Consider the following 24715-nt stretch of genomic DNA (forward strand, 5'->3'; position numbering starts at 1 on the left):
GTTTTATTCTGTTTTCTTTTTCTCCAAAACCATATTCGTCAGTTTGCAAAGCGAAATTAGATTTCCACTTTCATCCGTGATTTTAATCTCCCAAAGATGAATACTTCTTCCTTTATGAATGATTCTCGCCGTACCAAAAACCCATCCTTCACGAATGCTTTTTAAGTGATTGGCCGAAATTTCGATTCCACGTACTTCCTGTTCTTTTGGATCAATAAAAAAAAATGATGCTGCGCTACCTACACTTTCTGCCAAAGCTACTGAAGCTCCTCCGTGCAAAAGTCCCATTGGTTGATGGACAGCTGGATTTACGGGCATTTTTGCTGTCAAAAAATCTTCGCCAGCATCTATATATTCTATTTTTAGCGTTTCCATTAGCGTGTTTTTAGAAAACTCGTTACAATGCGCTAAAATTTGCTCTTTTGTGTAATTCATTAAAATGGAATTTAAAATCGTAAAATTAAAGAAAAGAAGAGATACAAATTCGAAAATGCAATTCTAAATTAAAAATCATCTTCGAACATGTAAGTTTTTTGTTATTTTTACAGAAACATTTAATAATCTATCTGAAAGAAAATTTAAATTCATGCCACAGATTACACAAATTTTCACAGATTAAAATAGCAATAAAAATCCTTTTTAATCCTTTTATCCCAATAGCTATCGGGAGTGGTAAAAAAAAAAAAAAACTTATTCAAATCAAATGCGTCAATACTCTATACTCTTTATTTTCGGAATACTTTTAGCTCTCAGTTCTTGCCGAACTGATTTTGATACCGTTGCCAGTTCCGGGGATTTAAAGTTTTCAAAAGATACTGTGTATTTAGATACCGTTTTTAAAAATATTGGGTCGAGTACCTACCAGCTCAAAGTATACAACAAAAGCAAAGACGATATCTCGATTCCGACAATTCAACTCAAAAACGGATTAAATTCAAAATACAGAATGACCGTTGACGGAATGAGCGGAAATAATGGCAAAATATTCAAAGATGTCACTCTTTTATCCAAAGACAGTTTGTACATTTTTATAGAAACAACCGCAGATATTACAGACGCCAATCCTACTGATTTTTTGTATACTGATCAGATTCAGTTTGATAGTGGCGCTAATCTGCAGGAAGTTGCATTGGTCACTTTAATTCAGGATGCTATTTTTCTCTATCCAAAACAAAATCCTGACGGAACTAAAGAAAAAATTCAGATTGACGGAAAGCCTGTTGATGGTTTTTATTTGAATGAAAGTGATCCTGTAAACGGAAACGAATTACTTTTTACAAATCAGAAACCTTATGTCATTTATGGATTTGCAGGTGTTCCCGAGAACAAAACTGTAACTTTTGAAGCCGGAGCACGAATATTTTTCCACGCTAATTCCGGACTTTACGTTGATAATAAAGCATCACTTCAAATTAACGGAGCGGTATCGACAACAGCTAAACTAGAAAATGAAGTTATTTTTGAAGGAGACAGACTAGAATCTTTGTATGACGATATTCCGGGACAATGGAATTCAGTTATTTTCGCAAATGGAAGTAAAAATCATGCGATAAATCATCTTACTTTAAAAAATGCCATCACTGGGTTACATTTTAAAAATCCTGATAATAGCACCACGATCCAAATCAAAAACACGCAGATTTACAATTGTGCTGAATATGGGATCTTAGCTCAAAATGCAACTATTAATGGAGAAAACATTGCTATTAATTATACGGGTTTAGCAAGTTTATCCTGTGTTTATGGCGGGAATTACATTTTTACACATTGTACTTTTAATAACAATTGGCAAAGCAGCACACAATTTGCTGTTACCCTGAGTAATAGTTTAGCCGGCGCAACTCCGGAAACAAATCCTTTAACGCAAGCAACTTTCAATAATTGTATTATTTACGGATCAGGTACCAACGAATTTAATTTAAATAAAAATACTACTGCAGCATTTGTCTATCAGTTGAATAATTGTTTATTAAAATTCAGCAGTTCTACCACAAATCCGGATTATCAGTTTAAAACAGATGCAGCACATTACAATCAGATTATCCTAAACGAAAATCCAAAGTTTTACAATGTGAATCAAAATAAATTCAATATTGACAATAGTTCTTCCGCTTTCGCGAAAGGAAATCCGGCATATATCATTCCAAAGGATATTATCGGAGCTGCAAGGACCTCCCCACCCGATTTAGGCGCGTATCAAAGTGCTCCTTTCCCTAAATAATTAAGATTTACCAGGAAGGACATTAAGCAATAAAAAACTTTACATCTTAGCGCCTTCGTGGAAAAAAAACAACCGTAAGAAAATTTTTCTAAAATTAAACATGACTTAACGTAGCGTATTCCTAAAAGTAGTATTTTTGACACATTAACGAATTAAAAACCTAAATTTCAATTCATTAACAACCCAAATCCTAAACTATTTTTTATGAAAAAAAACTACTCATTACTCTTATTGTTATTTGTTACGGTGGGTTTTGCCCAAATTCCATCCGGTTATTACAGCACTGCTACCGGAACCGGTTACACTTTAAAAACACAATTGTACAACATTATTAAAGGTCATACCGATAATGGATATGCCGGATTGTACACCACGTATCAAACTTCTGATGTCGACAATTTTTACGAGAATGACGGAACTGTTTTAGACATGTATTCTGAAAATCCATCAGGTACAGATCCTTACAATTACAGTACGGGAAGCACACAACGTTGCGGAAATTATTCAGCAGAAGGTGATTGTTACAACAGAGAACACATTATACCACAATCGGTTTTTAATGAGCAGTCTCCGATGGTGGCTGATGCTCATTTTATCACTCCAACGGATGGAAAAGTAAACGGAATGCGTTCTAATTACCCGCATGGAACTGTAAATTCAGCAACTTATACTTCTCAAAACGGAAGCAAATTAGGATCAAGTGCTGTATCCGGATATTCAGGAACTGTTTTTGAACCTGTAAATGCTTTTAAGGGCGACATTGCCAGAATGTATTTTTATTTCGCAACCCGTTATGAAAATACCGTTGCAGGATATACATACGCCATGTTTGATGGTTCAAGCAACAAAGTTTTCACCACTGCTTTTTTAAATATGTTATTAGCCTGGAATGCTCAGGATCCGGTAAGCGCAAGAGAAATTGCACGAAACAATGCTATTTATGCCCGTCAGAATAATCGAAATCCCTATATCGATCATCCGGAATATGTAAACCAAATTTGGGGTGGTACCGCTCCTTCAGGAGATACTCAGGCACCAACCGCTCCAACAAGTTTAGCTTCAACAGCAACAACGACTGCCTCTATATCAGTTAGCTGGAATGCTTCAACGGATAATGTTGGCGTTACAGGTTATAACGTTTATGCAAATAATGTTTTAAAAGGTACTGTTACCAGCTTAAACTATACTATTACAGGACTTACTGCTTCAACAAATTATAGTATTTATGTGACTGCCAGAGATGCGGCAGGAAATACTTCTTCATCAAGCAACACCATTTCTGCTACAACTACAAGTGGCGGAACCGGAGGAACAGCTACTGAATTGCTTTTCTCTGAATATATTGAAGGTTCAGGAAACAACAAAGCTTTGGAAATTGCCAACAACACAAGTGGTTCTGTAAGTTTATCTGCTTATACGGTAAAAAAACAGACGAATGGTGCCGGATCATGGAGTACAGGTTTAGTTTTAAGCGGAACATTAGCTTCAGGAAGTAAATTTACGATTGTAAACAGTTCAATGTCTTCTAATTGTTATGCTACAAGTTTAGCCAACATTTCAACGACTGCAACTGAACTGACCTTTAACGGGAATGATGCTGTTGGTTTATTTAAGAATGGCGTTTTAATAGACATCATCGGAACTTTTAATGGCGGAACTGCTAATTTTGCCGCGGATGTTACCTTAAGAAGAAAATCAACGGTTACTGCTCCAAGCACTACTTTTAATCTGGCAGCCCAATGGGATTCATTTGGCACTGATACCTGTTCTAACTTAGGAGCTAAACCAGGTGGAAGTGATGGAACTCTTGAAATACCGGAAGAAACTTTTACGGAAATAAAAGGACTGTTTTTATATCCAAATCCGTCTAACGGAAACTTTGACATCTACTTTGACAATGCTAATACATCCTATTCTATCGAGATAATTTCAATTTTAGGTCAAAAAGTATTTGAGAAATCAAATATTAGTGATTCATTATCTACGATACATAATTTGCCAAAAGGCATCTACATTGTTCGTATTAATCAGGATGCTGAAAATTTCACTAAAAAGATCATCATCAACTAATTAAAACGAGTGCTTACTAAACTGAAAAGCGGCAATATTGCCGCTTTTTTTGTTTTACCATATAAGTGATGTAATGATAATTTAAGTTTTTCTTTTTTCGCGCAAAGACGCAAAGGCGCAAAGTAAATTTAAAAGGTATAGGTAGAAAAACTTTGCGACTTCGCGTCTTTGCGAGATTAAAAAATCAAACTTCTAAAATGAACTTACATCACTTATATGGTTTAAAAGAACATCTAACTTTGTTGTTTTCAAATTTGCGCTTGCTATTTATTTACACTAAATTTGCACATCAATACAACAAACTACACAAAACAATGATCCATTTCTTTGAAAACCAAAGCAAAACTGTTTTTGCCGTACAAACGCAAAACGAAATTTCGGCTCAAGACATTTCAAAATTAAACTGGCTTTTTGCCAACTCCAATAAGATCGAAAAATCCGCACTGACGGATTTTTTTGTTGGTCCCCGTGCCACTATGATCACACCCTGGAGTACAAATGCTGTAGAAATTACTCAAAACATGGGTATTCCGGGCATTATCAGAATTGAAGAATTTCATCCGGCAACGGAAGATTTCACTGATTTTGATCCGATGCTTTCACAAAAATTCAATCAATTAGATCAGGAGATTTTCACGATTAATGTTCAGCCGGAACCCATTTTGGAAATCGATGATATTGCCACTTATAATAAAGTAGAAGGTTTAGCCCTAAGCCAGGAAGAAGTAGATTATTTAGACAATCTTGCTGTAAAACTGGGAAGAAAGTTAACTGATTCTGAGATTTTTGCTTTCTCTCAAGCGAATTCTGAACACTGTCGTCACAAAATTTTCAATGGAACTTTTGTAATTGATGGTGAAGAAAAAGAAACTTCTCTTTTTAAATTAATCAAAAAAACATCACAGGAAAATCCTAACGATATCGTGTCTGCTTACAAAGATAACGTTGCTTTTGTAAAAGGACCAAAAGTGCAGCAGTTTGCACCAAAAACAGCTGACAAACCTGATTATTACGAGATAAAAGAATTTGATTCTGTTTTATCTTTAAAGGCAGAAACACACAATTTCCCAACAACGGTTGAGCCTTTCAACGGAGCCGCTACAGGTTCAGGAGGAGAAATTCGTGACCGTTTAGCAGGAGGACAAGGTTCTTTGCCATTAGCAGGAACTGCAGTTTACATGACTTCATATTCTCGTTTGAACGACGACAGAAAATGGGAAAATGCTGTTGAAGAAAGAAAATGGCTGTACCAAACTCCTATGGATATCTTGATCAAAGCTTCAAACGGAGCTTCTGATTTTGGAAATAAATTTGGTCAACCGCTTATTACAGGTTCGGTTTTGACTTTTGAACATTCAGAAAACGACCGTAAAATTGGTTACGACAAAGTAATCATGCAAGCGGGCGGAATTGGTTACGGAAAATTAGATCAGGCCATAAAAAAGAAACCACAAGAAGGTGATAAAATCGTAATTCTTGGTGGAGAAAATTATAGAATCGGGATGGGTGGTGCTGCGGTATCCTCTGCAGATACGGGAGCTTTTGGTTCAGGAATTGAATTAAATGCGATCCAACGTTCAAATCCTGAAATGCAAAAACGTGCTGCTAATGCCATTCGTGGTTTGGTAGAAAGCGACAATAACCCAATTGTTTCGATTCATGATCACGGAGCTGGAGGACACTTAAACTGTCTTTCGGAATTGGTGGAAGAAACCGGAGGATTAATCGATTTGGATAAATTACCTGTTGGAGATCCTACACTTTCTGCAAAAGAAATTATTGGTAACGAATCTCAGGAAAGAATGGGATTGGTTATTGGTCAAAAAGATATTGATATTTTACAACGAATCGCTGACAGAGAGCGTTCGCCAATGTATCAGGTTGGAGATGTTACGGGAGATCACCGTTTTACTTTTCAATCAAAATCTAATGGTTCAAAACCGATGGATTATGCTTTAGAAGATTTCTTCGGAAGTTCTCCAAAAACGGTTATGACCGATAAAACGATCGACAGAAAATATGCTGATGTTGCTTACAACACAGGAGATTTCGAAAGTTATTTAAAAGATGTTTTACGTTTAGAAGCAGTTGCCTCAAAAGACTGGTTAACGAATAAAGTAGACCGTTGTGTGGGTGGAAAAGTGGCTAAACAACAAAATGCAGGACCTTTGCAATTGCCTTTGAATAATGTTGGGGTTATGGCTCTGGATTATTTAGGTAAAGAAGGAATCGCAACTTCTATTGGCCACGCTCCTATCGCGGCTTTGATTGATCCGGTTGCAGGAAGCAGAAATGCAATTGCAGAATCGTTATCAAACATTATCTGGGCACCAATTAAAGATGGTTTAAAAGGAATTTCATTATCTGCAAACTGGATGTGGGCTTGTAAAAACGAAGGTGAAGACGCTCGTTTATACGCTGCTGTTGAAGGTTGTTCAGATTTCGCAATCGAATTGGGAATCAATATTCCGACAGGAAAAGATTCACTTTCGATGAAACAAAAATATCCAAACGACGAAGTAATTGCACCGGGAACAGTTATTATTTCGGCTGGTGGAAATTGTACCGATATTAGAAAAGTGGTTGAGCCTGTTTTACAGAAAAACGGAGAATCTATCTATTATATCAATTTGTCTCAGGATGATTTCAAATTAGGAGGTTCGTCTTTTGCACAAATCAGAAACACAATCGGAAACGAAACATCTACTATAAAAGATGCTTCTTTCTTCAAAAATGCTTTTAATACCGTTCAGGAATTAATTGGTGAAAATCAAATTTTAGCGGGTCACGATATCGGAAGCGGTGGTTTGATTACTACTCTATTAGAATTGTGTTTTGCTGATGTAAATCTTGGAGCTAAAATTGATTTCAGCGCTTTCGCGGAAAAAGATCTATTGAAAATCCTTTTCGCTGAAAACATCGGAATCGTTTTCCAGGCAAAATCAGATGCAGCTGTTGAAGCTAAATTGAAAGGAAACAATATCGAATTCTTCAAAATTGGTTCAGTTCAAAACACTGCAACTTTGGAATTTGGAATTTATAAATTAGATATTCCAACATACAGAGACATCTGGTTCGAGACTTCTTATTTATTAGATCAAAAACAATCTAAAAACGGAAGAGCTCAGGCACGTTTTGAAAACTATAAAAATCAGGTGCTACAATATACTTTCCCAGCACATTTTACTGGTAAAAAACCTGTCATCGACGCTTCTAAAGCAAAACCAAAGGCTGCTATTATCCGTGAAAAAGGAAGTAATTCTGAGCGTGAAATGGCAAATGCTATGTACTTAGCAGGATTTGATGTAAAAGACGTTCACATGACCGATTTAATTTCCGGACGTGAAACGCTTGAAGATATTCAGTTTATTGGTGCTGTTGGAGGATTCTCTAATTCAGATGTTTTAGGTTCTGCCAAAGGTTGGGCCGGAGCTTTCTTATATAACGAAAAAGCAAAAACAGCATTGGATAATTTCTTCAAAAGAGAAGATACTTTATCTGTGGGAATCTGTAATGGTTGCCAGTTGTTTATGGAGCTGGAAGTGATTAATCCGGAACATGAAGTTCACGGGAAATTACTACATAACGAAAGCCAGAAACACGAAAGTATCTTTACTTCTGTAAAAGTTCAGGAAAATAATTCTGTGATGTTATCGACTTTGGCCGGAAGCACTCTTGGAGTTTGGGTTTCTCACGGAGAAGGAAAATTCAATTTGCCTTTAGCCGAAGAGAATTACAATATTGTTTCTAAATATGCTTACGAAGGCTATCCTGCAAACCCTAACGGATCTGATTACAACACGGCAATGCTATGTGATAAAACCGGAAGACATTTGGTGATGATGCCTCATATTGAGCGTTCAACTTTCCAATGGAACTGGGCCTATTATCCAAAAGACAGAAACGACGAGGTTTCGCCTTGGCACGAAGCTTTTGTGAATGCAAGAAAATGGATTGAGAAAATCTAAGAAATATATTTTACTAAAAACGCTCGAGATTATCGAGCGTTTTTTTTTACCACGAATTAGCACGAATTAATTAAGCTATAATTTAAAAAATAGCCACAGATTAAGGGATTAAAATGATTTTTAAGTTGTGCTTTTGTTCGCCATTAGCAAACAATTAAAATAATTAATTCGTGCTAATTCGTGAAATTCGAGGCAAAAAACCTCAACAAATAAATTATGGCTAAAAGATCTTCACTTAGTCGGCTCTAAGGCTAATTTAATGATATCTTAAGGCACTTTAAGAAGCTCTTTTTATTGCTATAAATATCTTTGTCTCATGAAAAAATGGAGACAAAAACTATCGCTTTTAATTATCTTATTTACACTGAGCCAATTTTCATTTGCACAAAACTCTTCTATAAAAGGAATTGTTTCTGATGGAAAACTTCCTGTCGAATTTGTCGATGTCATTTTAAAGAACACAACAGATTCTACAAAAGTTGTCGCTTATTCAGTAACAGATGCCACAGGAAATTTCTCTTTAGATAACCTAATTTTGGGCGATTATCAATTGCAATTCAAATTAATAGGCTTTAAATCTTTTAGCCAAAAAATCAAACTGACCAGTGCTCCGCTATCTCTGGGAACTATTACTTTACAAAACGATACTAATTTATTAAATGCTGTTGTTGTTAATTCTCAAAAGAAACAAATTCAGAAAACAGACGAAGGTTTTGTATTTAATGCCGTCTCAAATATTTCGCAATCGGGAGGAACAGCCACAGATATGTTAAAAAGCATCCCGACGGTTGCTGTTGATGCTGATGGAGGAATAACACTGAGAGGTAAATCGCCTATGATTTTAATTAACGGAAAAAATTCGGCCATTACCAATATGGACCAGATTGCAGCAAGCAGTATCGAAAGCATTGAGGTTATTAGTAACCCAACGGCTAAATATGATGCGAATGCAGAAAGCGGAATCATCAATATTAAACTTAAGAAAAACAATCAGAGTGGTATGAATGGCGCTGTGGTTTTAGGAACCGGTTTTGGTGCAAAAGGTAGACTGAATAGTTCTGTGCTTTTAAACCAGAAAACTGAAAAATGGAATTTTGGTTTGAGATATGACAATCGATTTGCCGGTCGAACTAAAAAAATAAAAGGCGAAAGAACAAATAATTTTATCGATGATGAACACTTTATCAATCAAAATAGAAATGACGAACGAACTGAAGGCTTACAGAATTTAAAACTCAATATTGATTTTTCACCCAACGAAAGAAACAGTTTTTCATTTGAAGCCTTGGGAAATATGGAAAGCCAGGATAATGATGAGACTTTGCACACGCAGGTTAACACCAATACCAATCAGTTTTACTCTAACAATAGGCGACATTCCTTAGAATTAGAACGTTCGAAAGTGGGTGAAATGGCTTTTAGCTATGACCGAAAATTTGCTGATGACCGAAAAAGCCTGAACGCAAGCATTACTTCTTCTTTTAATAAACATAGAGAAAACACCAATATTGATACTTACAATTATGATCAGTATTATACACAGATTGGTGATGCTTTTTTGCAAAGAACACACAATTACGAGCACGAAAACATATCAAATGCTATTGTAAATTATGCAATTCCAGTTGCGGAAAAATCAATTATAGAAACAGGGTACAAAGGAACATTCCGATTTTTTAATTCCGATTTTCAAAGTGCGGATATGACTAATGGTGAATACGTTATAAATCCCCTGGCGAGCAATGGCTTTAACTATAACGAACAAATAAATGCTGTGTACGGCCTGCTGAACTCTTATCTGGGAGACAAAGAAAATCCGAAATGGAAATACAATTTAGGACTACGCGCCGAACAGGTTTCGAACAATGGCAAAACACAAAACAACAGCGACAATTTCTCCAACCATTACCTGAAATTTTTTCCGTCTGCCTATTTGCAAAGAAATTTAACTTCAGGCGAGTTTATAAAAATTGGGTACAGCAAACGTATTAATCGTCCGGATCTGGATGAACTCAATCCGTTTATTGATATCACAGATGCGCTGAATCCTCATGGAGGAAATCCGTATTTGAAACCTGAAATCATACATATTGCCGAAGTAAGCTATAATAAGGAATGGTCAAAATATTCGTTTTCAACCAATGCTTTTTATAGAAATGCAACCAATACTATTAAACAATATGCAGAGCTACAGGACAACGGCGTTATTTTCCTGCAACCCAGAAATATCGGAAGCACAATAACGTATGGTTTAGAAACTATTTTTAGTCTGAAACCAATCGGATTTTATGATGCCAATATCAGTATTACAGCTTTTCAGCAAAACATCAATGCCTCAAACCTGGCACAGGATGTAGTAAACAATGCTTTTAGCTGGTACGGAAAAATCATCAACAATTTTGTTCCCTGGAAAGGTGGAAAACTGCAAGTTATTGGCAATTACAATTCAGCATTGGCAACTCCGCAAGGAAAAAGAATTCCGATTTATAATGTCGATATGGGTTTTCAGCAAAAACTGGGTAAAGGAAATGCACGTTTAGGATTAGTCGTTACGGATATGTTCAATACCCTGGAAAGTGGCTATAAAAACAATACGTTGCTTTTTAGCAATAACAGAACTTCAAAATCGGATACCCGTGCTTTGATGGTTACTTTTGCTTATACTTTTAAATCTGACTTCAAAGAAAAACTACTCGAAAATCAGTTTTCTACGGAGTAATATTTCGGAAGAAACAAAATGTTAAAAAATAAATTCATTCTTGTAATTGGGATTCATTTTTCTATAGAATTTTTGAAGTATATTCGCCAAAAAAATTCTGCCACTGATTTTTTTTGCATCCAAAAACAATTAAACCTACATAGAATGAAATCCATACATTTAGTACTCATTACGTTATTTCTTGTTGCTACACAATCTTTTTCTCAGGTTCACGTAGATCAAATTACTTACAACGGTCGTGACCATTATATTACTACTACTATTGGCTATCCTGTTCCCGGGACTTTTTTAGTTACAGGAAAAAAAGAACCCGCTACTATCTTAAATGCAGACGGAACCGGTGTTATTCAGTCTGACGACTTAACTAAAAAAAAGATCAACTGGGGAATCGAATGTACTGACGAAGGCATTCCGGTTTTTAAAGAAGGCTTCAATAGCGCTTCTTATACCTTCTGGTTTAGAACTAATGATAGTGATACCTGGAATTATTCTCAATTTTCGATTCATTTTACCAAGAAAAAAATGTTTCTAATGGGCGAGCGAGTTAAAGAATATGTGGATTATAACGTGCAATAATTTACAGTTAAATCAAGCCTCAAAATAGAGATTTCTCGTTATTTCAAAAAATTACTACAAAAAAGAAAACGTTTTCGTAATTTTTATAAAGTAGTTATAATTTTTCCCATAAAATTGTATAAAATTAAAAATCATACCTAATTTTTATTTAATTTGCGGTAAAATTCAATATATTAAACATGGTTTCAATCACACGCCTTTTTGATTTTCCCTATTATCAACAAGAAACTTACAACCTTCCGGTTGCCTTAGCAACCAAAAAAAACGGAGTCTGGGAAAAAACATCTAGCCAGGAATATATTGCAAAAGCTAATGCTGTTTCGAGAGCATTATTACGTATGGGCGTTCAGAAGGAGGATAAGATTGCCTTAATCACTTCGAATAATCGCACCGAATGGAATATCATGGATATTGGTATTTTGCAAACGGGTGCTCAAAACGTTCCTATTTATCCAACCATTGCCGAAGAAGATTACGAATACATATTAAACCACAGCGGCAGTATTTACTGTTTTGTTTCTGATAAGGAAGTACTTGACAAAGTAAATGCTATAAAAGCGAATGTACCAACCCTTAAAGAGGTTTATTCGTTTGACGAAATTGCGGATTGCAAAAACTGGACTGATTTATTGGCAGTTGGTGAAGATGACAGCAATCAGCATGAAGTTGAAGCCAGAAAAGACAGTATTCATACGGATGATTTAGCCACCATTATTTATACTTCAGGAACAACAGGAAAACCAAAAGGAGTAATGCTTTCGCACAAAAATATCGTGTCGAATGTATTAGACAGCGCACCAAGAATTCCGTTTGATCCGGGAAAAAGTACGGCCTTAAGCTTCTTGCCTATTTGTCATATTTTTGAAAGAATGATTTTATACATCTATCAATATTATGGTGTATCTGTTTATTTTGGAGAATCGATCGACAAAATTAGTGACAACTTAAAAGAAGTTCGCCCGACTGTTATTACAGCAGTACCAAGACTTCTCGAAAAAGTTTATGATAAAATTTATGCCAAAGGAACAGAACTAACCGGCATTAAGAAAAAACTGTTTTTCTGGGCTATTGATTTAGGTTTAAAATATGAACCATACGGAGCAAATGGCTTTTGGTATGAATTTCAGTTAAAAATTGCCCGTAAACTTATTTTCAGTAAATGGAAAGAAGGTTTAGGAGGGAATCTTGAACTAATGGTATCAGGAAGTGCCGCCTTACAGCCACGCTTAACAAGAGTTTTTGCAGCTGCCGAAATTCCGGTTATGGAAGGTTACGGTTTATCTGAAACCTCTCCGGTAATTGCCGTAAACGATCAAAGAAACAAAGGTTTTAAAATTGGAACAGTTGGAAAAGTAATTCGTAACGTTGAAGTTAAAATTGCACAAGACGGTGAAATCCTTTGTAAAGGGCCAAATGTAATGTTAGGTTATTTTAAAGATCCGGAAAAAACGGCCGAAGCTTTGCAGGACGGATATTTTCATACAGGGGATATTGGTGAAATTGATGCCGAAGGATTCCTGAAAATCACCGACCGTAAAAAAGAAATGTTCAAGACTTCAGGAGGAAAATATATTGCACCTCAACTTATCGAAAATGCCATGAAACAATCTCGTTTTATTGAGCAGATCATGGTAATTGGTGAAGGCGAAAAAATGCCGGCCGCTTTTATCCAGCCTAATTTTGAATTTGTAAAAGAATGGGCAAAAATTCATAAAATAACGCTGGGAAGCTCTAACAAAGAGATTGCTGAAAATCCTGAGGTTATTAAACGTATTGATAGCGAAATCGAGGAAATCAATAAAAAATTTGGACACTGGGAACAAATCAAACGTTTTGAGTTAACTCCTGATGTTTGGTCTATCGATGGTGGACAACTGACTCCTACTTTGAAACTGAAACGTAAAATTATTAAAGAAATTTATAAAGATCTTTACGCTAAAATCTACGATCACAATTAGAAATCAAAATAATATAACCAAAAGAAAACGGCTGCCTTTATTAGGACAGCCGTTTTTAATTGTGCAAACACCAGTTTAAGATTTTGGCAATATTCTTTGCGTCATCAATTCCGCGGTGATGCGTTCCTTCTAAAGGAATACTTAACAGATGCAGGGCACCATTCATTCCGGTTGGTTTCTGTAAACCCAGTTTCTCCGCAACAAGTGTTTTTACATTCATATGCTGATCACCCATTGGATAAGGAATACCGAACTTCCTGCATTGTTTTTTAAGCATATTAAGATCGTATTGGCCGTAACTTGACCAGGTATATAAATCAGGCTGATACTCACCAACCAGCTTTTCAATGGCTTCTTTAAAGGTTACACCTTTTTTATCGAGTAAATCGGGAGTAATAGTCGTTAGTTCTGTACAAAACGGACTCACACCTGAACGCTGGGGCCTTATTAGGATACCCTGATTCTTTGTAATTTCACCGGTTTGTAAATCTAAAACAGCTAAGCCAATTTCAATAATTTCATTCTCCTGACCTTCAGGAGCTGTGCCCTGCCAACAAGTGGCTTCTAAATCGATAATAATAATTTTATCTGTAGTTTTCATTTTTGTTTGTTTTTAAAATTTAAATTTCTCTTTAAAGAGATTTCACTTCAGAAAAACTTCTTTCAATTGACGAATGACGTTCTAACCACTCGAAAACGTGATTGATTTTCCCGGATAGATCTTCTGAGCTATCTTTTTTGAAAATAGAGTCGCTAAATTTGAAAAAAGATTTCCTTGTTTAGGATGTTCTTCTAACTTTTCATTTTCTGCAAAACGTGTTATCATTCTGTCTTTTTTCTCTACTTCAGCAACTGCACTAGCTTTATAGCTATTATCAATCTGTCTTGGTTCTTCGACTCTGCAGATTGCATTAAACTTTTTAAAAGGACGCGGTTGAAAATCAACCATAATTGCTGCCAGATTTATGGCATCAATATTCGATGGATCTGTTTCGCCCTTAAAGAAGGTTTCAATAGGTCTGAACTTATCTCTTTGCTCCTTAAACTTATTCTTTTTGGTATGATCAAAATCTAAAGAAAATAAATTTCTAAAAACATTTAAGTCATCCTGAGTTGCGTTATTCTCGAAAATAAGCCAGCAAAAGTCACGTAGCTTTCCACGGGAAGGACTGTACAAATAATCAAAGTACTCCCCTTCTTTTTCTATCTCATATTTAGCTCTAATCGCTTTTTTATATTTTTCTAATGTATTGTTATTCATAATATTGTTTTTTTTTAAAGGAATTCCGGGTAACCTCAGAGAAATACAGGAATTCTGCGAATTCCTTATCTACAAGCTTTAAAAGCATCACTACCTTGCCAGAGAGAAACCACCAAAATGATATACATTATCCCTGAACTTACCTTTTTATTCCATCGTTTAATAAGCTTCGAATTCATCTCTTCTACCAGATCAAACAAACGCTCACTAAACCTATTTATATTGGTATGACCAGAATGATGATCATACGTAAATTTCTTTTTACTCATTCTTACAATCTTATTTTTTAAACTAATTCTAAACTGTTAATTCCAAAATCAAGATTTCCTTAACTTACAGGCGTGGGCTGTACCATCAAATTTTCCTGCAGCAATTACATCTTCGCCGAAAACCCATTGATTTCCATCATTAATCTTATTTACTACCCCTGACAAATTGCCCGGGTCTTTAACAAATAGCGTACGTCTCTTTTTCATATCTATTCTTTTTAAATTAAACCTTTGATTTGCGTCTTTGTAACTTTGAACCTTGCTTCTCTCAATCATTTGAACTATTTCAGGCACAAAAAAAGCACCCGATTAAAGGTGCTTCATGAGATTCAATACGATATATTTATCCTATTGCCTATATTCATGCACCTGCATAGTCACACAGCCCGAACCGAATGCTGAGGCTTGTAATTCTATGCTATATGAGTTAAATTTGAAATCCATTTTAATTTTATTTGTTGTATTATATATTGAAATCATTGTTATTTAAAATCCTTTATTATTTGAAATTCTCATCAGAATTTGTTCTGCAAATATAAATGTTAAAATATCAATTATCCAAATTCTTTTTAAGATTAATTTACTGACAATCAGTTATTTAAACCTAAAATAAAGTCATAGAAATGCCTGTCCGCATACTTCTGCAGATTTTCATTTGTATCAAATGACTGTCATTCATCAGATTACTATCCAGACTATATTTCATTATTTAGTTTAATCATGTAACATTTGGTCAATAATTTTTTTAATTCTTTTTTAGTTAAAAGTTCTTTTTTATCATTTTCTATCATAATGCGTAATCTAAATTGTCATATTGAGCGATTTTTTTATCCTGCTTCGACTTGGTTCAGCAAGAAAAGGCACAAAAAAAGCGCCCTGATAAGGACGCTTTTATATATTCATATTGAGTTGGTAACACCATTTACACTTCAATTTAAAATACATATAACGTCCTGAGCATCCAGCCGGAACAAATCCCGCTAAACGATCACTAAATTCTATTGCCGACAGGCTGATATATATATTTTTTATTTCCATTACAATGACAAATGTAATAGTTTTTGTGAATATAATTTAACATTTGTATGTAATTAATTCTGAAATATTTATCATAACGCTAACATTTTTAACCAAAATTTTCACTTAAAACCTCTGCTATACTTTAATAATTTTATATTTTTGAGAATATACGCACAACTTAATTTTTATCAATTCAGTTTTAAAAAAAGCATGAAAAAATACCTAAAATACATAGACGGAAACTCTGATAAGTTTTGGCAAATAGAAGTTACAGGATTAGAATATACCGTAACTTATGGCAAAAACGGAACGTCAGGAACTTCTCAAATCAAAAAATTTTCTACAGACGAAGAATGTCTGAAATCAGCGGAAAAAGTACTGGCAGAAAAAGTAAAAAAAGGATATTCAGAAACTGGTGATGTTGCCGTAGCTTCAAAACCAAAAACCGCTAAAAGCGCAAAATCTGATGAAGTTCTTGAAGAATATGAGACTATCATAAAATCTAAAAATATAGATTTACTATTGCCTTTTTTAAAAGAAAAATCGAAAGGTAATATTGAAGCTTTAAAAAAACTGATCAAGAAAAGTAAACGTTATTTTATGACCTATACTGATCTTACCAAAGATCCGGGTTACGTAAAAAAAGACAAACACGATTATGGCTGGGGAACCCGCGGCGATAAAAAACAAAGTGATATTATTACCCTAAGCGCGATCGCCTTATTTGATAAAGCAGATATCAATTCCTGGGACGAGGCTTTGAGTCTATTAAATGAATTAGACGAAAAACCTCAGGTGATGGAGGTTTTATTGTGGGCAAAACCCAATTGGCTCGATACCTTTATTTTAGACAAAGTAAAAAGACAAGATTGGGTCGGGTTTAATTATCATACCCTGCGCAAACTCGAAGAGCAGAATTTATTAACCTATAATGCCGAATTATACGCTTTGACTTTGGCCGCAACGAATGAATGGCGCGCCAAAATGAAGACCAGAAGATTCATTAATACATCCTTAAGCGACAAACTAACGTATCAAAGGGATATTCCGGAATTGTTTAATTATGAAACGATTCTGCACAACAGTTTCTTTAGGGAGAATGAAAAACAAAAACATGATGAGTTCCAGACCTGGGCCGTTATTTACAAATCATTATTGGAGGAGAAAAAGATGGAACGTGCGTTTTTTATCGAAAATGCCATCCAGATTCAAACCAAAGAATGGAACAATAACCTGAAATCTTTCTTTAGAAAAAGAATAGAAGAATTCAATGTTACTGCCGATGAACTTATTCTTTATCAGGAAAATATATTCTCATTTCTACACAATCCGTATCCGCCTATAACGAGTTACGGCATTGAACTGATCAAGAAAATCTATGATCATCCCAAATTCAAAACCAAATCATTTCTGGAATGGCTCGAACCTTTAATGATGCGCAGCGATTGCAAAGCGGCCATTAAAAACGTATTGCCAATTTTGGAGAAAATAACCAAGTCGAACCCGAAACTAAGCGCCACAATTGCAGCCATTATTGCCGATGTTTATGTGATTGCAGATCTGGCTTTGCAGGAACGCACTACCAAAATTATTACCAAAATTGCCAACGTAAAAGATAAGGCTCTTAAAGAGAAATTATCATCTTATGTAACGCTGATGCAGGGAAATATCAAATCAGGATTAACCCAGTTTTTAGACGAAGATGCTCTGGTTGTTGATGATACTGCTCTTGAAGAATATACATTCGGAACTCAACAAGAATTATTGCTTACAGAAGAAGTTCAGTTGCCAAAGGATTGGAACGATGTTGTTTTTCAGTTTGGAAATTTCATCAATTCAGAAGAAACGGTAGATTCAGAAATTCTATTGAATATTTATATTGCCCAACGGGATTTGTTTCCCGCAGATTATAGCGCGCAATTGCAGCCTTATGAAAAACAATTGCAAAAGCATTATTTTGAAGCCACTCACAAAAATTTCGTGAAGGCATTTTTACAATCTAAAATCGCCAACATCGATAACAAATTCAATAGCAAAGTCAATCATTATTCAAAGATTAATACCACTTTGTTGATGCAGCCTTTACTAGAGAAAGTGCAGCAAAAAATAGATTCCAATGCTACTTTACCCCTGCTCTCTTTCCCGAGCCATAAACCGTATTGGGTTGCTCCAAAGGTTTTGCTGGAAAGAATTATTGCGTACCAAAATACCAATGAAGAAATTGATGCTGCCGATTTGGCTATTGCAATCGCGCGTATGCCGAGAGAAAATGTCGAAGAAGCGATTCCGTTATTGGATAAGATTGAAGGCGAACTCAAACCGTTATTATCGTTTTGTCTGGGCGTAAACGAAAAAGTAGCATTAGATTCGACTTCGTTGTTTTCGAAACTGTTGGCCACAATGGGCAAAACGACCAAAGAAACCGGAAACCTATCGCTTTGGGCAGTTGCAGCAAGAACTTTTTATCCAAACGATACTTTCCCTGAATTTGAGAATACGTATTTAAAAGAGATTCCGTTTGTGGTGTCTCCTTTTAAACCTCAGCTTCAGTTTAAAGAAAAATGGAACGAATGGACGAACTACCAAACCAAAGAAAAAGAACGAACGCCATCCTGGTACGAACTAAGATTCGACTTGCCTAATTATTCTAAAATTCCAAACTATTTGCTGTACAGCCTTGATGTCTATCAGCGACCAAACAGTTGGGATTATTTACTTAATTATGCCGGAAATACCTATTTCTGGCACAGTCTTACGCCGCAAAACTCAGATGCACTGGCATTGACTCTATTGCAAAATTGCGGAACTGCCGATGGAGCAAAACCGGAATTAAAAGGTTTTCTGGATGTCATTAACCGACCTGAATTTCGATTCTCAGACATCAGCCTGCTTTTATATGCATGTTGTTTCTTTCAGGAAAAGAAAGATTTACGATTACTGGCATCTGAAGTTTTGATTCAGTTAATCGAAAAACAAGCGATTGATATTGAACTTTTTGCTGAGAAAATAGCGTATCTGGTAACCGAAAAATATGGTGTGTTTTTAAGATTAGTCGACGGATTAATTGCCATAAAAGATGTTTCGCCATTGCATAATAATGCTTTATTGAAGTTGCTAAATTCCTTCTTTTCAACTCTTGATCTAAAAGACAAGTTACCAACCAACTTCAAAAAAATAGTAGAAAACTATTTGGATATCTTAACCAAAACCAATCAGAAACCATCGGCTCAGGCAATTGTTTTCTTTGAAAAATGGAAAGATAATGCAGCGCTTAAAGCCTTAATTAAGCAAATTTTAAAATAAAGAAAAATGACAGATCTCGAATATAATTATAAAGGAATTTCGACCTACAGTAAATCGAAAGGCATTAATAATCTGGTTTTGGCACATCAGACTGAAATTGAAGAAGTCAATAACATACCTTGTTTTTTCTGGGGAAGTCTGACCGATCCTTATGTTACCGCAAAATGCTGGACTACGATTGCCAAAGTCGTTCGTTCCAGTTTTGGGCCAATTCCGCCAAGTTTGCGGGATCCTATTGTTTCGGCAGGATCAGAACGTTTGCGCTTTGAGGGATTTTCGTCATGCAATGGTGTTTATGTGCGACTTGATATGAAACCCGAAGCGATTGACGGAGAATTTATTGCCAACGGAACAACGAATGTCGATTTTAATGATCCGATGCTGAATGCCTTAAATGCGATTCAGAAAAACGAAAAAGTAACCCTTGCTGTTGGTCAGCAGGACGTTCAGGTAATTACGAGCAAAGCAAAAGTAACGGAGAAAAAAGTGACTTTACCCATGCGCTGGATAAAAGGCTTAACGAGTGTGCAGTTGTATCTGGCGGATATGGATGTGAAATTTGAACTGAATAAAATTCAGACCATTCAGTTGTTTCAGAGTTTGCCAAAAGGAACCGTAAAAGGAGATTTCTTTATTACCAAAAGAGCCGGAAAATTTATGTTTTCGACTTTGGCAACAGCCGACAGCGTTAGAATTGGGGGTGTACAGCGTTTGCGTTTATTAGAAGGGATTCTGGCCATTACAGATAAAATTTATATTTATGAATCGTCAGACAAACAAACTTGTGCAATAGTAGCCGAATTTGGAAAAATGCAGCTTTTAATGGCTTTTTCCCCGGATTCGTACCGTGGATTTTCAGGCGAAGGAAATGTTCTGGAAACCATGACCGAAAACTTACCCATAGAATGGGTCTACGGATTAAACAGTTTACTTAAATCGAATGAAACTTTTGATCCCACCATGCTTTCTATAGAAAATGATATTGATTTTGGTACGATGGACAATCTGACTTCTAATTTATCCTCGATGGGATTATTGGGTTATGATTTAAGTGAAAAAGCGCATTTTTACCGTCGTCTTCCTTTTAAAACCGAACGCATTTTATCGCTAAACCCAAGACTTAAAAATGCCAAAAAACTAATTGATAATGAAGATATCGAAATCGTAGAGCGAAGAGCTGATTATATCGAAGCCAAAGTAAAAGGTTCCGGCGTTTTGCACAAAGTAATTATCGACTCTAATTCGCAAAGATGTACCTGCGACTGGTTTACGGCTTATCAGGGCAAAAGAGGGATTTGCAAGCATATTTTGGGAGTGAAAATGATGATTTCTTAAATTTCTATATTCTATTATTCAACTTATAATTTTATAATATATGGCAACACTGGAAAGTATATTGATCAAGGCATTAGAGCAAACCAAAAACACCATGATTGAATGGAATGAGTAATTGATTTTGAATCTACGCGATTATTCAAATTGCAATAAACTAAAATGCTATATAAAAAAATCGCCCTGATATCAGGGCGATTTATATTTTGCATGTAAATCTTATTTTTAGTTTATTTTTGCTACAGTAATTTTTTCCAGTGTTACTTTAGCATCTCCACTACCCGTCTTTTTGATAATAATTTCGAAATCCTTATCTGAATTTACTAAATCATCAGAGATATAATAGGAGAAATTAAGTTTTATTCCGTCTTCAGATGTTTCATGGGTTCCTTCCATTCCGTGATCGTGAGCTACCCCAAAGAATGTCATTGCCCCAACATACTGATCTGCTTTTCCGGGATAACGAAGATAAACGGTATAAAAATCTTTTGGTTCTTTGTAAACTACTACGTCTAAATTTAATACGATTTTAGAATTGGCTTCGCTTCTAAAAACTTTATTCGTGCTTTTTGCCAATGTACTCGTTACTTTGTGCGCAAAGGGAATGACGCCAAGAGTTTTACCTACTTTTTGTTCCCAAATCACTTTTTCTTTTGAATCCTGAAATGAAATCTTATTTTTTGCCGTCGATTCATTAGAAGCTAAAACCGGAGTTTTAGATCCGTAAAGCAAATTATCATATTTATAATCTAAATTAAATACGATATTATAAACTTCTTCCATCGTATAGGTAATATGGTCACCATTTGGATATATAAATTCATACGGCCACGGATTGGCTTTTAATTCCTCTAATGTAGGACGCTGCCCATAAGCCGAAACATCCCAGGATTCCCAGATACGGTCGATCATACTGTGATGCAGCCAGAAAACAGGATCAAATCCTGCCGAAGGAACATTGGCCATTAAACCTGAAAAATCTTTTTTCTGGTAAATTTCATTATAATAACTTTCAGCCGGCTGCGCATACTCACCACCTATAAGATCGTGCATAAAACCATGTGGCGCGATTTCCAGATTTTTACTAAATCCCGCCGATCCTGCAAATGACGGATTGGTTTGCAATTCTTTTAATGCCGCCTGAATATCTTTTACACGATCACCAGGAATTGGTTTCCCGTCGTTAAGAACCGTATATCGGGCTTCTGTAAATAAAGAACCCGATTTGTCTCTAATTTCTTTTGCCATAATATTATCGGCCTCTTCTGTGCTTCCGTAATTCCAATATGGTATGGCAAAATCTTTCTTTCCGGATAATTCCCTAACAATTTTTTCAAGATACCAAATGTACATTCTGTGCCATAACAAGAAATTTAAAGAAGCACTATCAGAGTTCCTTTTATGCGTACAATCTGCCCAGGCCCACAATTTATCCTTGATGGTTTCGTAACCTGGGCAAAGTTCATTTTTTCCGTTAATTTCAAGCGGAATATTGTGTATTGCGCCCTGATAATACCAGCTAAGGCCTTTTTCACAGCCCATTTCACGCATTTTTTTAAAAGCAACATTCATTGCTTCGAGATTTGCCTGTCCTTCGGCTGTATTTACATTATACCGAATATAGGTTATTTTGTTTTTAGACTGTCCGGAAGACAAAGCTGTCGTCAGGATAGTAAGGAGTAAAATAGTAATTTTTTTCATTTTGTTTGTTTTTGGGTGAATATTAATAGTTGATTTGGTATTAAAGCACATCTACTTCAAAGGTTAAAATCTTAGCATAATCAGGATTTGCCTTATCATAAATTTTAAATTTTACAATGCCATTGCCTGTTTTGTTTGACGGGATTACATGAATGGCAATAAATCCCTGCTGATCTGCATTAAGTTTATTAAAAGCAGAACCTTTTGGAATCCCGATCTGGCAGGCACCGTGCTGGCACATCGAGCAGTCCCACTCTTTGGGAAATGTATTTGATACTGTTTCCCAAACTAGATAAATGGGTTTGTTTGAGATGTTTTCGACCTTTATTTTCGAAATATCCAGTCGTTTGTTTTTCGGCAGGCTTTCTTTGTTGGTTGCATTGCCTACCACAGAAAAAGTGGGTTTACTTTGCGCAAACGAAACCGAAAAAGAAAAAAGAATAAGGAGATAAAGTACTATTGTTTTCATGGTTATGGGTTTAAATATTAATAAAAAACAGGAATTGTAGCTTTGTAAACTGCCTTTTTAGAAACAGGATCTGTAAATTGATAACTGATGAGTTCCTTGTCGCTTACATCTTCTAAAAAAGCCAGTACTTCAAGGCATTCGCCGGGATGAAGCGCTACTTTATAGCCTTCCGGCAATGCGATTATACTGGTTTCTTTTCCTGTAATAAACTGCAGTTTTGTAGGCGGCGGAAACCCTATTTCATGAACATATAATCCTGAGTTAACCAACCGAAAAAGTACCGTTTCTTTTTTATGCTGCAACGCTTGTAAGCCTTTGGTTTTCGGGATTGTGTTACCATTTATCAAAAAATATTCTGGTTTATAAACCGGAAGAACTATAGGTATATTTCTATCGTCATATTCCGTACCCATAATCGCATCTGTATGCCATTTAGGGTCTATTTCGTAACTGCACCATAATACTTCCGCCAAAGGTTTTACAGCTACAGCATCATTTGTTTTTGGGCGTATAATAATGACTCCAAACATACCTGCCTGAAGGTTAAAGGGATAATTTTCGGGACTGTAATACAGATACGTCCCCGGTTTTTGAGCCTGAAAAGAATAAAACCCGTGTTCCATATGATGAATTGGTTCTTTTATCTTCATGAGTTCGTTTTCTTTATCCCGTTGCTCAAATTCGATTTCCTTACAATACAAAGAGACCGGATTTCCCTGCGAAATATTCCAGAAATCGATATTCACACGATCTCCTGCCTCAACATCAATACCAAATCCCGGCAAAGTAACTTGTCCCGAAAGTGTATTCGTAAAACCAAAAGTTCGTAAGGTTGTATTTTTATCAATTGCCAGTTTTCCTGTCGTACGGCCAATAATTAATCTTTCGTTTTGAGCAAACAAAAATGTAGTAACGAATACAGAAAACACCAGTAAAATTTTATTCCATTTTCTCATTTCTAAACTCAAATTAATTCAATATCAATCGTTTGACGAATCAAATTTAGAGTTATTTAAAATTAAAAAACAGCGTATAAATACCTGATTTTGTAGTAAAAATCTCTTTAAAAGTAAATAAAGCCGAATGACAGGATATTTATGTTTTGAAGAAATATGTTAATGCTTTTTAAATTAAAATTTTATATAAAAGAAAATCGCCCTGAATGTTGGGGCGATTTTAGAAGGCGGATTTTACGGATTCGCTTTGTGAAAATGCAGATTTATGCGGATTTTTTTAGATTATTATTTTTATTTAATTCGCATTACGTAATTTTAATTAAGTAAGAAAAAGCATATATTTACAAGCGCAAAAAACAACGAAAATAGTATTTTATCAAATCAATCTTGTTTTTTACGGATCACTATTTTTTTGAAAAATTTTAAATACCTTTGAATTATGAGCACAGAAACCAGACCCAGAAATATTGGCCGAAATATCAGCCGAATAAGAGAACTTCGCGGCATGAAACAAGGAGCACTTGCTGATGCCATTGGCACAAGCCAGCAGACTATTTCCAGCATTGAAACCAGCGAAACTGTAGATTTTGATAAATTAGTGCAAATTGCAAAAGCTCTTGGCGTAACAGTAGAAGCTATTGAAAATTTTACAGAAGAATCTGTTTTTAATTTCTTTAATAACTTTTACGATAATAGTGCTAATAATGGTGCTCAGGGAAACACAACTAATAATCATTGCAATTTCAATCCTCTTGATAAAGTTGTGGAGCTTTACGAACGTTTGGTTCAGGCTGAAAAAGATAAGGTTGAGTATTTAGAGAAGTTGTTGAAAGGGAAATAATATTCTTGAGAAGAGAATTTCTTATATATAAAATGCGCAATGAGAATTGCG

Annotated in this window: 17 protein-coding genes; 9 read left to right on the forward strand and 8 right to left on the reverse strand. The window is 35.4% G+C overall.

Annotated features, from left to right (window positions below; translation table 11 throughout):
• Positions 1–3: 3 nt before the first annotated feature.
• Positions 4–435: a PaaI family thioesterase gene (locus ACQY44_RS00980; RefSeq protein ID WP_428228550.1), complete on the reverse strand. Its 432-nt coding sequence runs from the start codon at positions 433–435 to the stop codon at positions 4–6.
• Positions 436–703: 268 nt separating this feature from the next.
• On the opposite strand from ACQY44_RS00980, the gene ACQY44_RS00985 reads away from it, so the two are divergent.
• The 6 genes from ACQY44_RS00985 to ACQY44_RS01010 all read left to right on the forward strand — a co-directional run bounded on the left by ACQY44_RS00985 (position 704) and on the right by ACQY44_RS01010 (position 13512).
• Positions 704–2221 carry a hypothetical protein gene (locus ACQY44_RS00985; RefSeq protein WP_428228551.1) on the forward strand — a complete coding sequence of 506 codons (1518 nt, stop codon included), beginning with the start codon at positions 704–706 and terminating at the stop codon, positions 2219–2221.
• A gap of 204 nt (positions 2222–2425) precedes the next feature.
• Positions 2426–4291 carry an endonuclease gene (locus tag ACQY44_RS00990; protein WP_428228552.1) on the forward strand — a complete coding sequence of 622 codons (1866 nt, stop codon included), beginning with the start codon at positions 2426–2428 and terminating at the stop codon, positions 4289–4291.
• Between the two features lie 314 nt (positions 4292–4605).
• Complete coding sequence (gene purL, locus ACQY44_RS00995) at positions 4606–8259, forward strand: phosphoribosylformylglycinamidine synthase (protein ID WP_428228553.1); 3654 nt, start codon at positions 4606–4608, stop codon at positions 8257–8259.
• Positions 8260–8575: 316 nt separating this feature from the next.
• Positions 8576–10978, forward strand: a complete 2403-nt coding sequence (locus tag ACQY44_RS01000; RefSeq protein WP_428228554.1) for a TonB-dependent receptor domain-containing protein — start codon at positions 8576–8578, stop codon at positions 10976–10978.
• 144 nt (positions 10979–11122) lie between these two features.
• Positions 11123–11554, forward strand: a complete 432-nt coding sequence (locus ACQY44_RS01005) for a hypothetical protein (protein WP_428228555.1) — start codon at positions 11123–11125, stop codon at positions 11552–11554.
• A 179-nt stretch (positions 11555–11733) separates the two neighbouring features.
• Positions 11734–13512, forward strand: a complete 1779-nt coding sequence (locus ACQY44_RS01010) for an AMP-dependent synthetase/ligase (protein ID WP_428228556.1) — start codon at positions 11734–11736, stop codon at positions 13510–13512.
• Positions 13513–13567: 55 nt separating this feature from the next.
• Here ACQY44_RS01010 and ACQY44_RS01015 read toward each other — a convergent pair whose 3' ends face one another.
• The 4 genes from ACQY44_RS01015 to ACQY44_RS01030 form a co-directional block, all read right to left on the reverse strand.
• Positions 13568–14113 (reverse strand): exonuclease domain-containing protein, encoded by a 546-nt coding sequence (locus ACQY44_RS01015; RefSeq protein WP_428228557.1) that lies wholly within the window; start codon positions 14111–14113, stop codon positions 13568–13570.
• Between the two features lie 81 nt (positions 14114–14194).
• Positions 14195–14773 (reverse strand): hypothetical protein, encoded by a 579-nt coding sequence (locus ACQY44_RS01020; protein ID WP_428228558.1) that lies wholly within the window; start codon positions 14771–14773, stop codon positions 14195–14197.
• Positions 14774–14838: 65 nt separating this feature from the next.
• Positions 14839–15042, reverse strand: coding sequence for a hypothetical protein (locus ACQY44_RS01025; protein ID WP_428228559.1), 204 nt, complete (start codon positions 15040–15042; stop codon positions 14839–14841).
• A 48-nt stretch (positions 15043–15090) separates the two neighbouring features.
• Positions 15091–15249 carry a hypothetical protein gene (locus tag ACQY44_RS01030; RefSeq protein WP_428228560.1) on the reverse strand — a complete coding sequence of 53 codons (159 nt, stop codon included), beginning with the start codon at positions 15247–15249 and terminating at the stop codon, positions 15091–15093.
• A 1023-nt stretch (positions 15250–16272) separates the two neighbouring features.
• Between ACQY44_RS01030 and ACQY44_RS01035 the strand changes: the two genes are divergently transcribed.
• Both ACQY44_RS01035 and ACQY44_RS01040 read left to right on the forward strand, forming a co-directional pair.
• Complete coding sequence (locus tag ACQY44_RS01035; protein ID WP_428228561.1) at positions 16273–19365, forward strand: DUF6493 family protein; 3093 nt, start codon at positions 16273–16275, stop codon at positions 19363–19365.
• A gap of 6 nt (positions 19366–19371) precedes the next feature.
• On the forward strand, positions 19372–20700 hold the full coding sequence (locus tag ACQY44_RS01040) for an SWIM zinc finger family protein (RefSeq protein ID WP_428228562.1): 1329 nt from the start codon (positions 19372–19374) through the stop codon (positions 20698–20700).
• A 222-nt stretch (positions 20701–20922) separates the two neighbouring features.
• Here the strand turns inward: ACQY44_RS01040 and ACQY44_RS01045 are convergent, their stop codons facing one another.
• Genes ACQY44_RS01045 through ACQY44_RS01055 form a run of 3 tightly spaced genes read right to left on the reverse strand, consistent with a single transcriptional unit; the run spans position 20923 to position 23823 of the window.
• Entirely contained in the window at positions 20923–22398 is a 1476-nt protein-coding gene (locus ACQY44_RS01045) for a tyrosinase family protein (protein ID WP_428228563.1), read from the reverse strand.
• Between the two features lie 40 nt (positions 22399–22438).
• Positions 22439–22867 (reverse strand): hypothetical protein, encoded by a 429-nt coding sequence (locus ACQY44_RS01050; RefSeq protein WP_428228564.1) that lies wholly within the window; start codon positions 22865–22867, stop codon positions 22439–22441.
• Positions 22868–22884: 17 nt separating this feature from the next.
• The gene (locus ACQY44_RS01055; protein ID WP_428228565.1) at positions 22885–23823 is read right to left on the reverse strand and encodes a multicopper oxidase domain-containing protein; all 939 of its coding nucleotides are present in this window, start codon (positions 23821–23823) and stop codon (positions 22885–22887) included.
• Positions 23824–24262: 439 nt separating this feature from the next.
• Here ACQY44_RS01055 and ACQY44_RS01060 point away from each other — a divergent pair, with 439 nt between their 5' ends.
• Positions 24263–24664 carry a helix-turn-helix domain-containing protein gene (locus tag ACQY44_RS01060; protein WP_428228566.1) on the forward strand — a complete coding sequence of 134 codons (402 nt, stop codon included), beginning with the start codon at positions 24263–24265 and terminating at the stop codon, positions 24662–24664.
• Positions 24665–24715: the final 51 nt, after the last annotated feature.

Origin of the sequence: Flavobacterium sp., assembly GCF_965277525.1 — a bacterium.
Taxonomy (GTDB): domain Bacteria; phylum Bacteroidota; class Bacteroidia; order Flavobacteriales; family Flavobacteriaceae; genus Flavobacterium.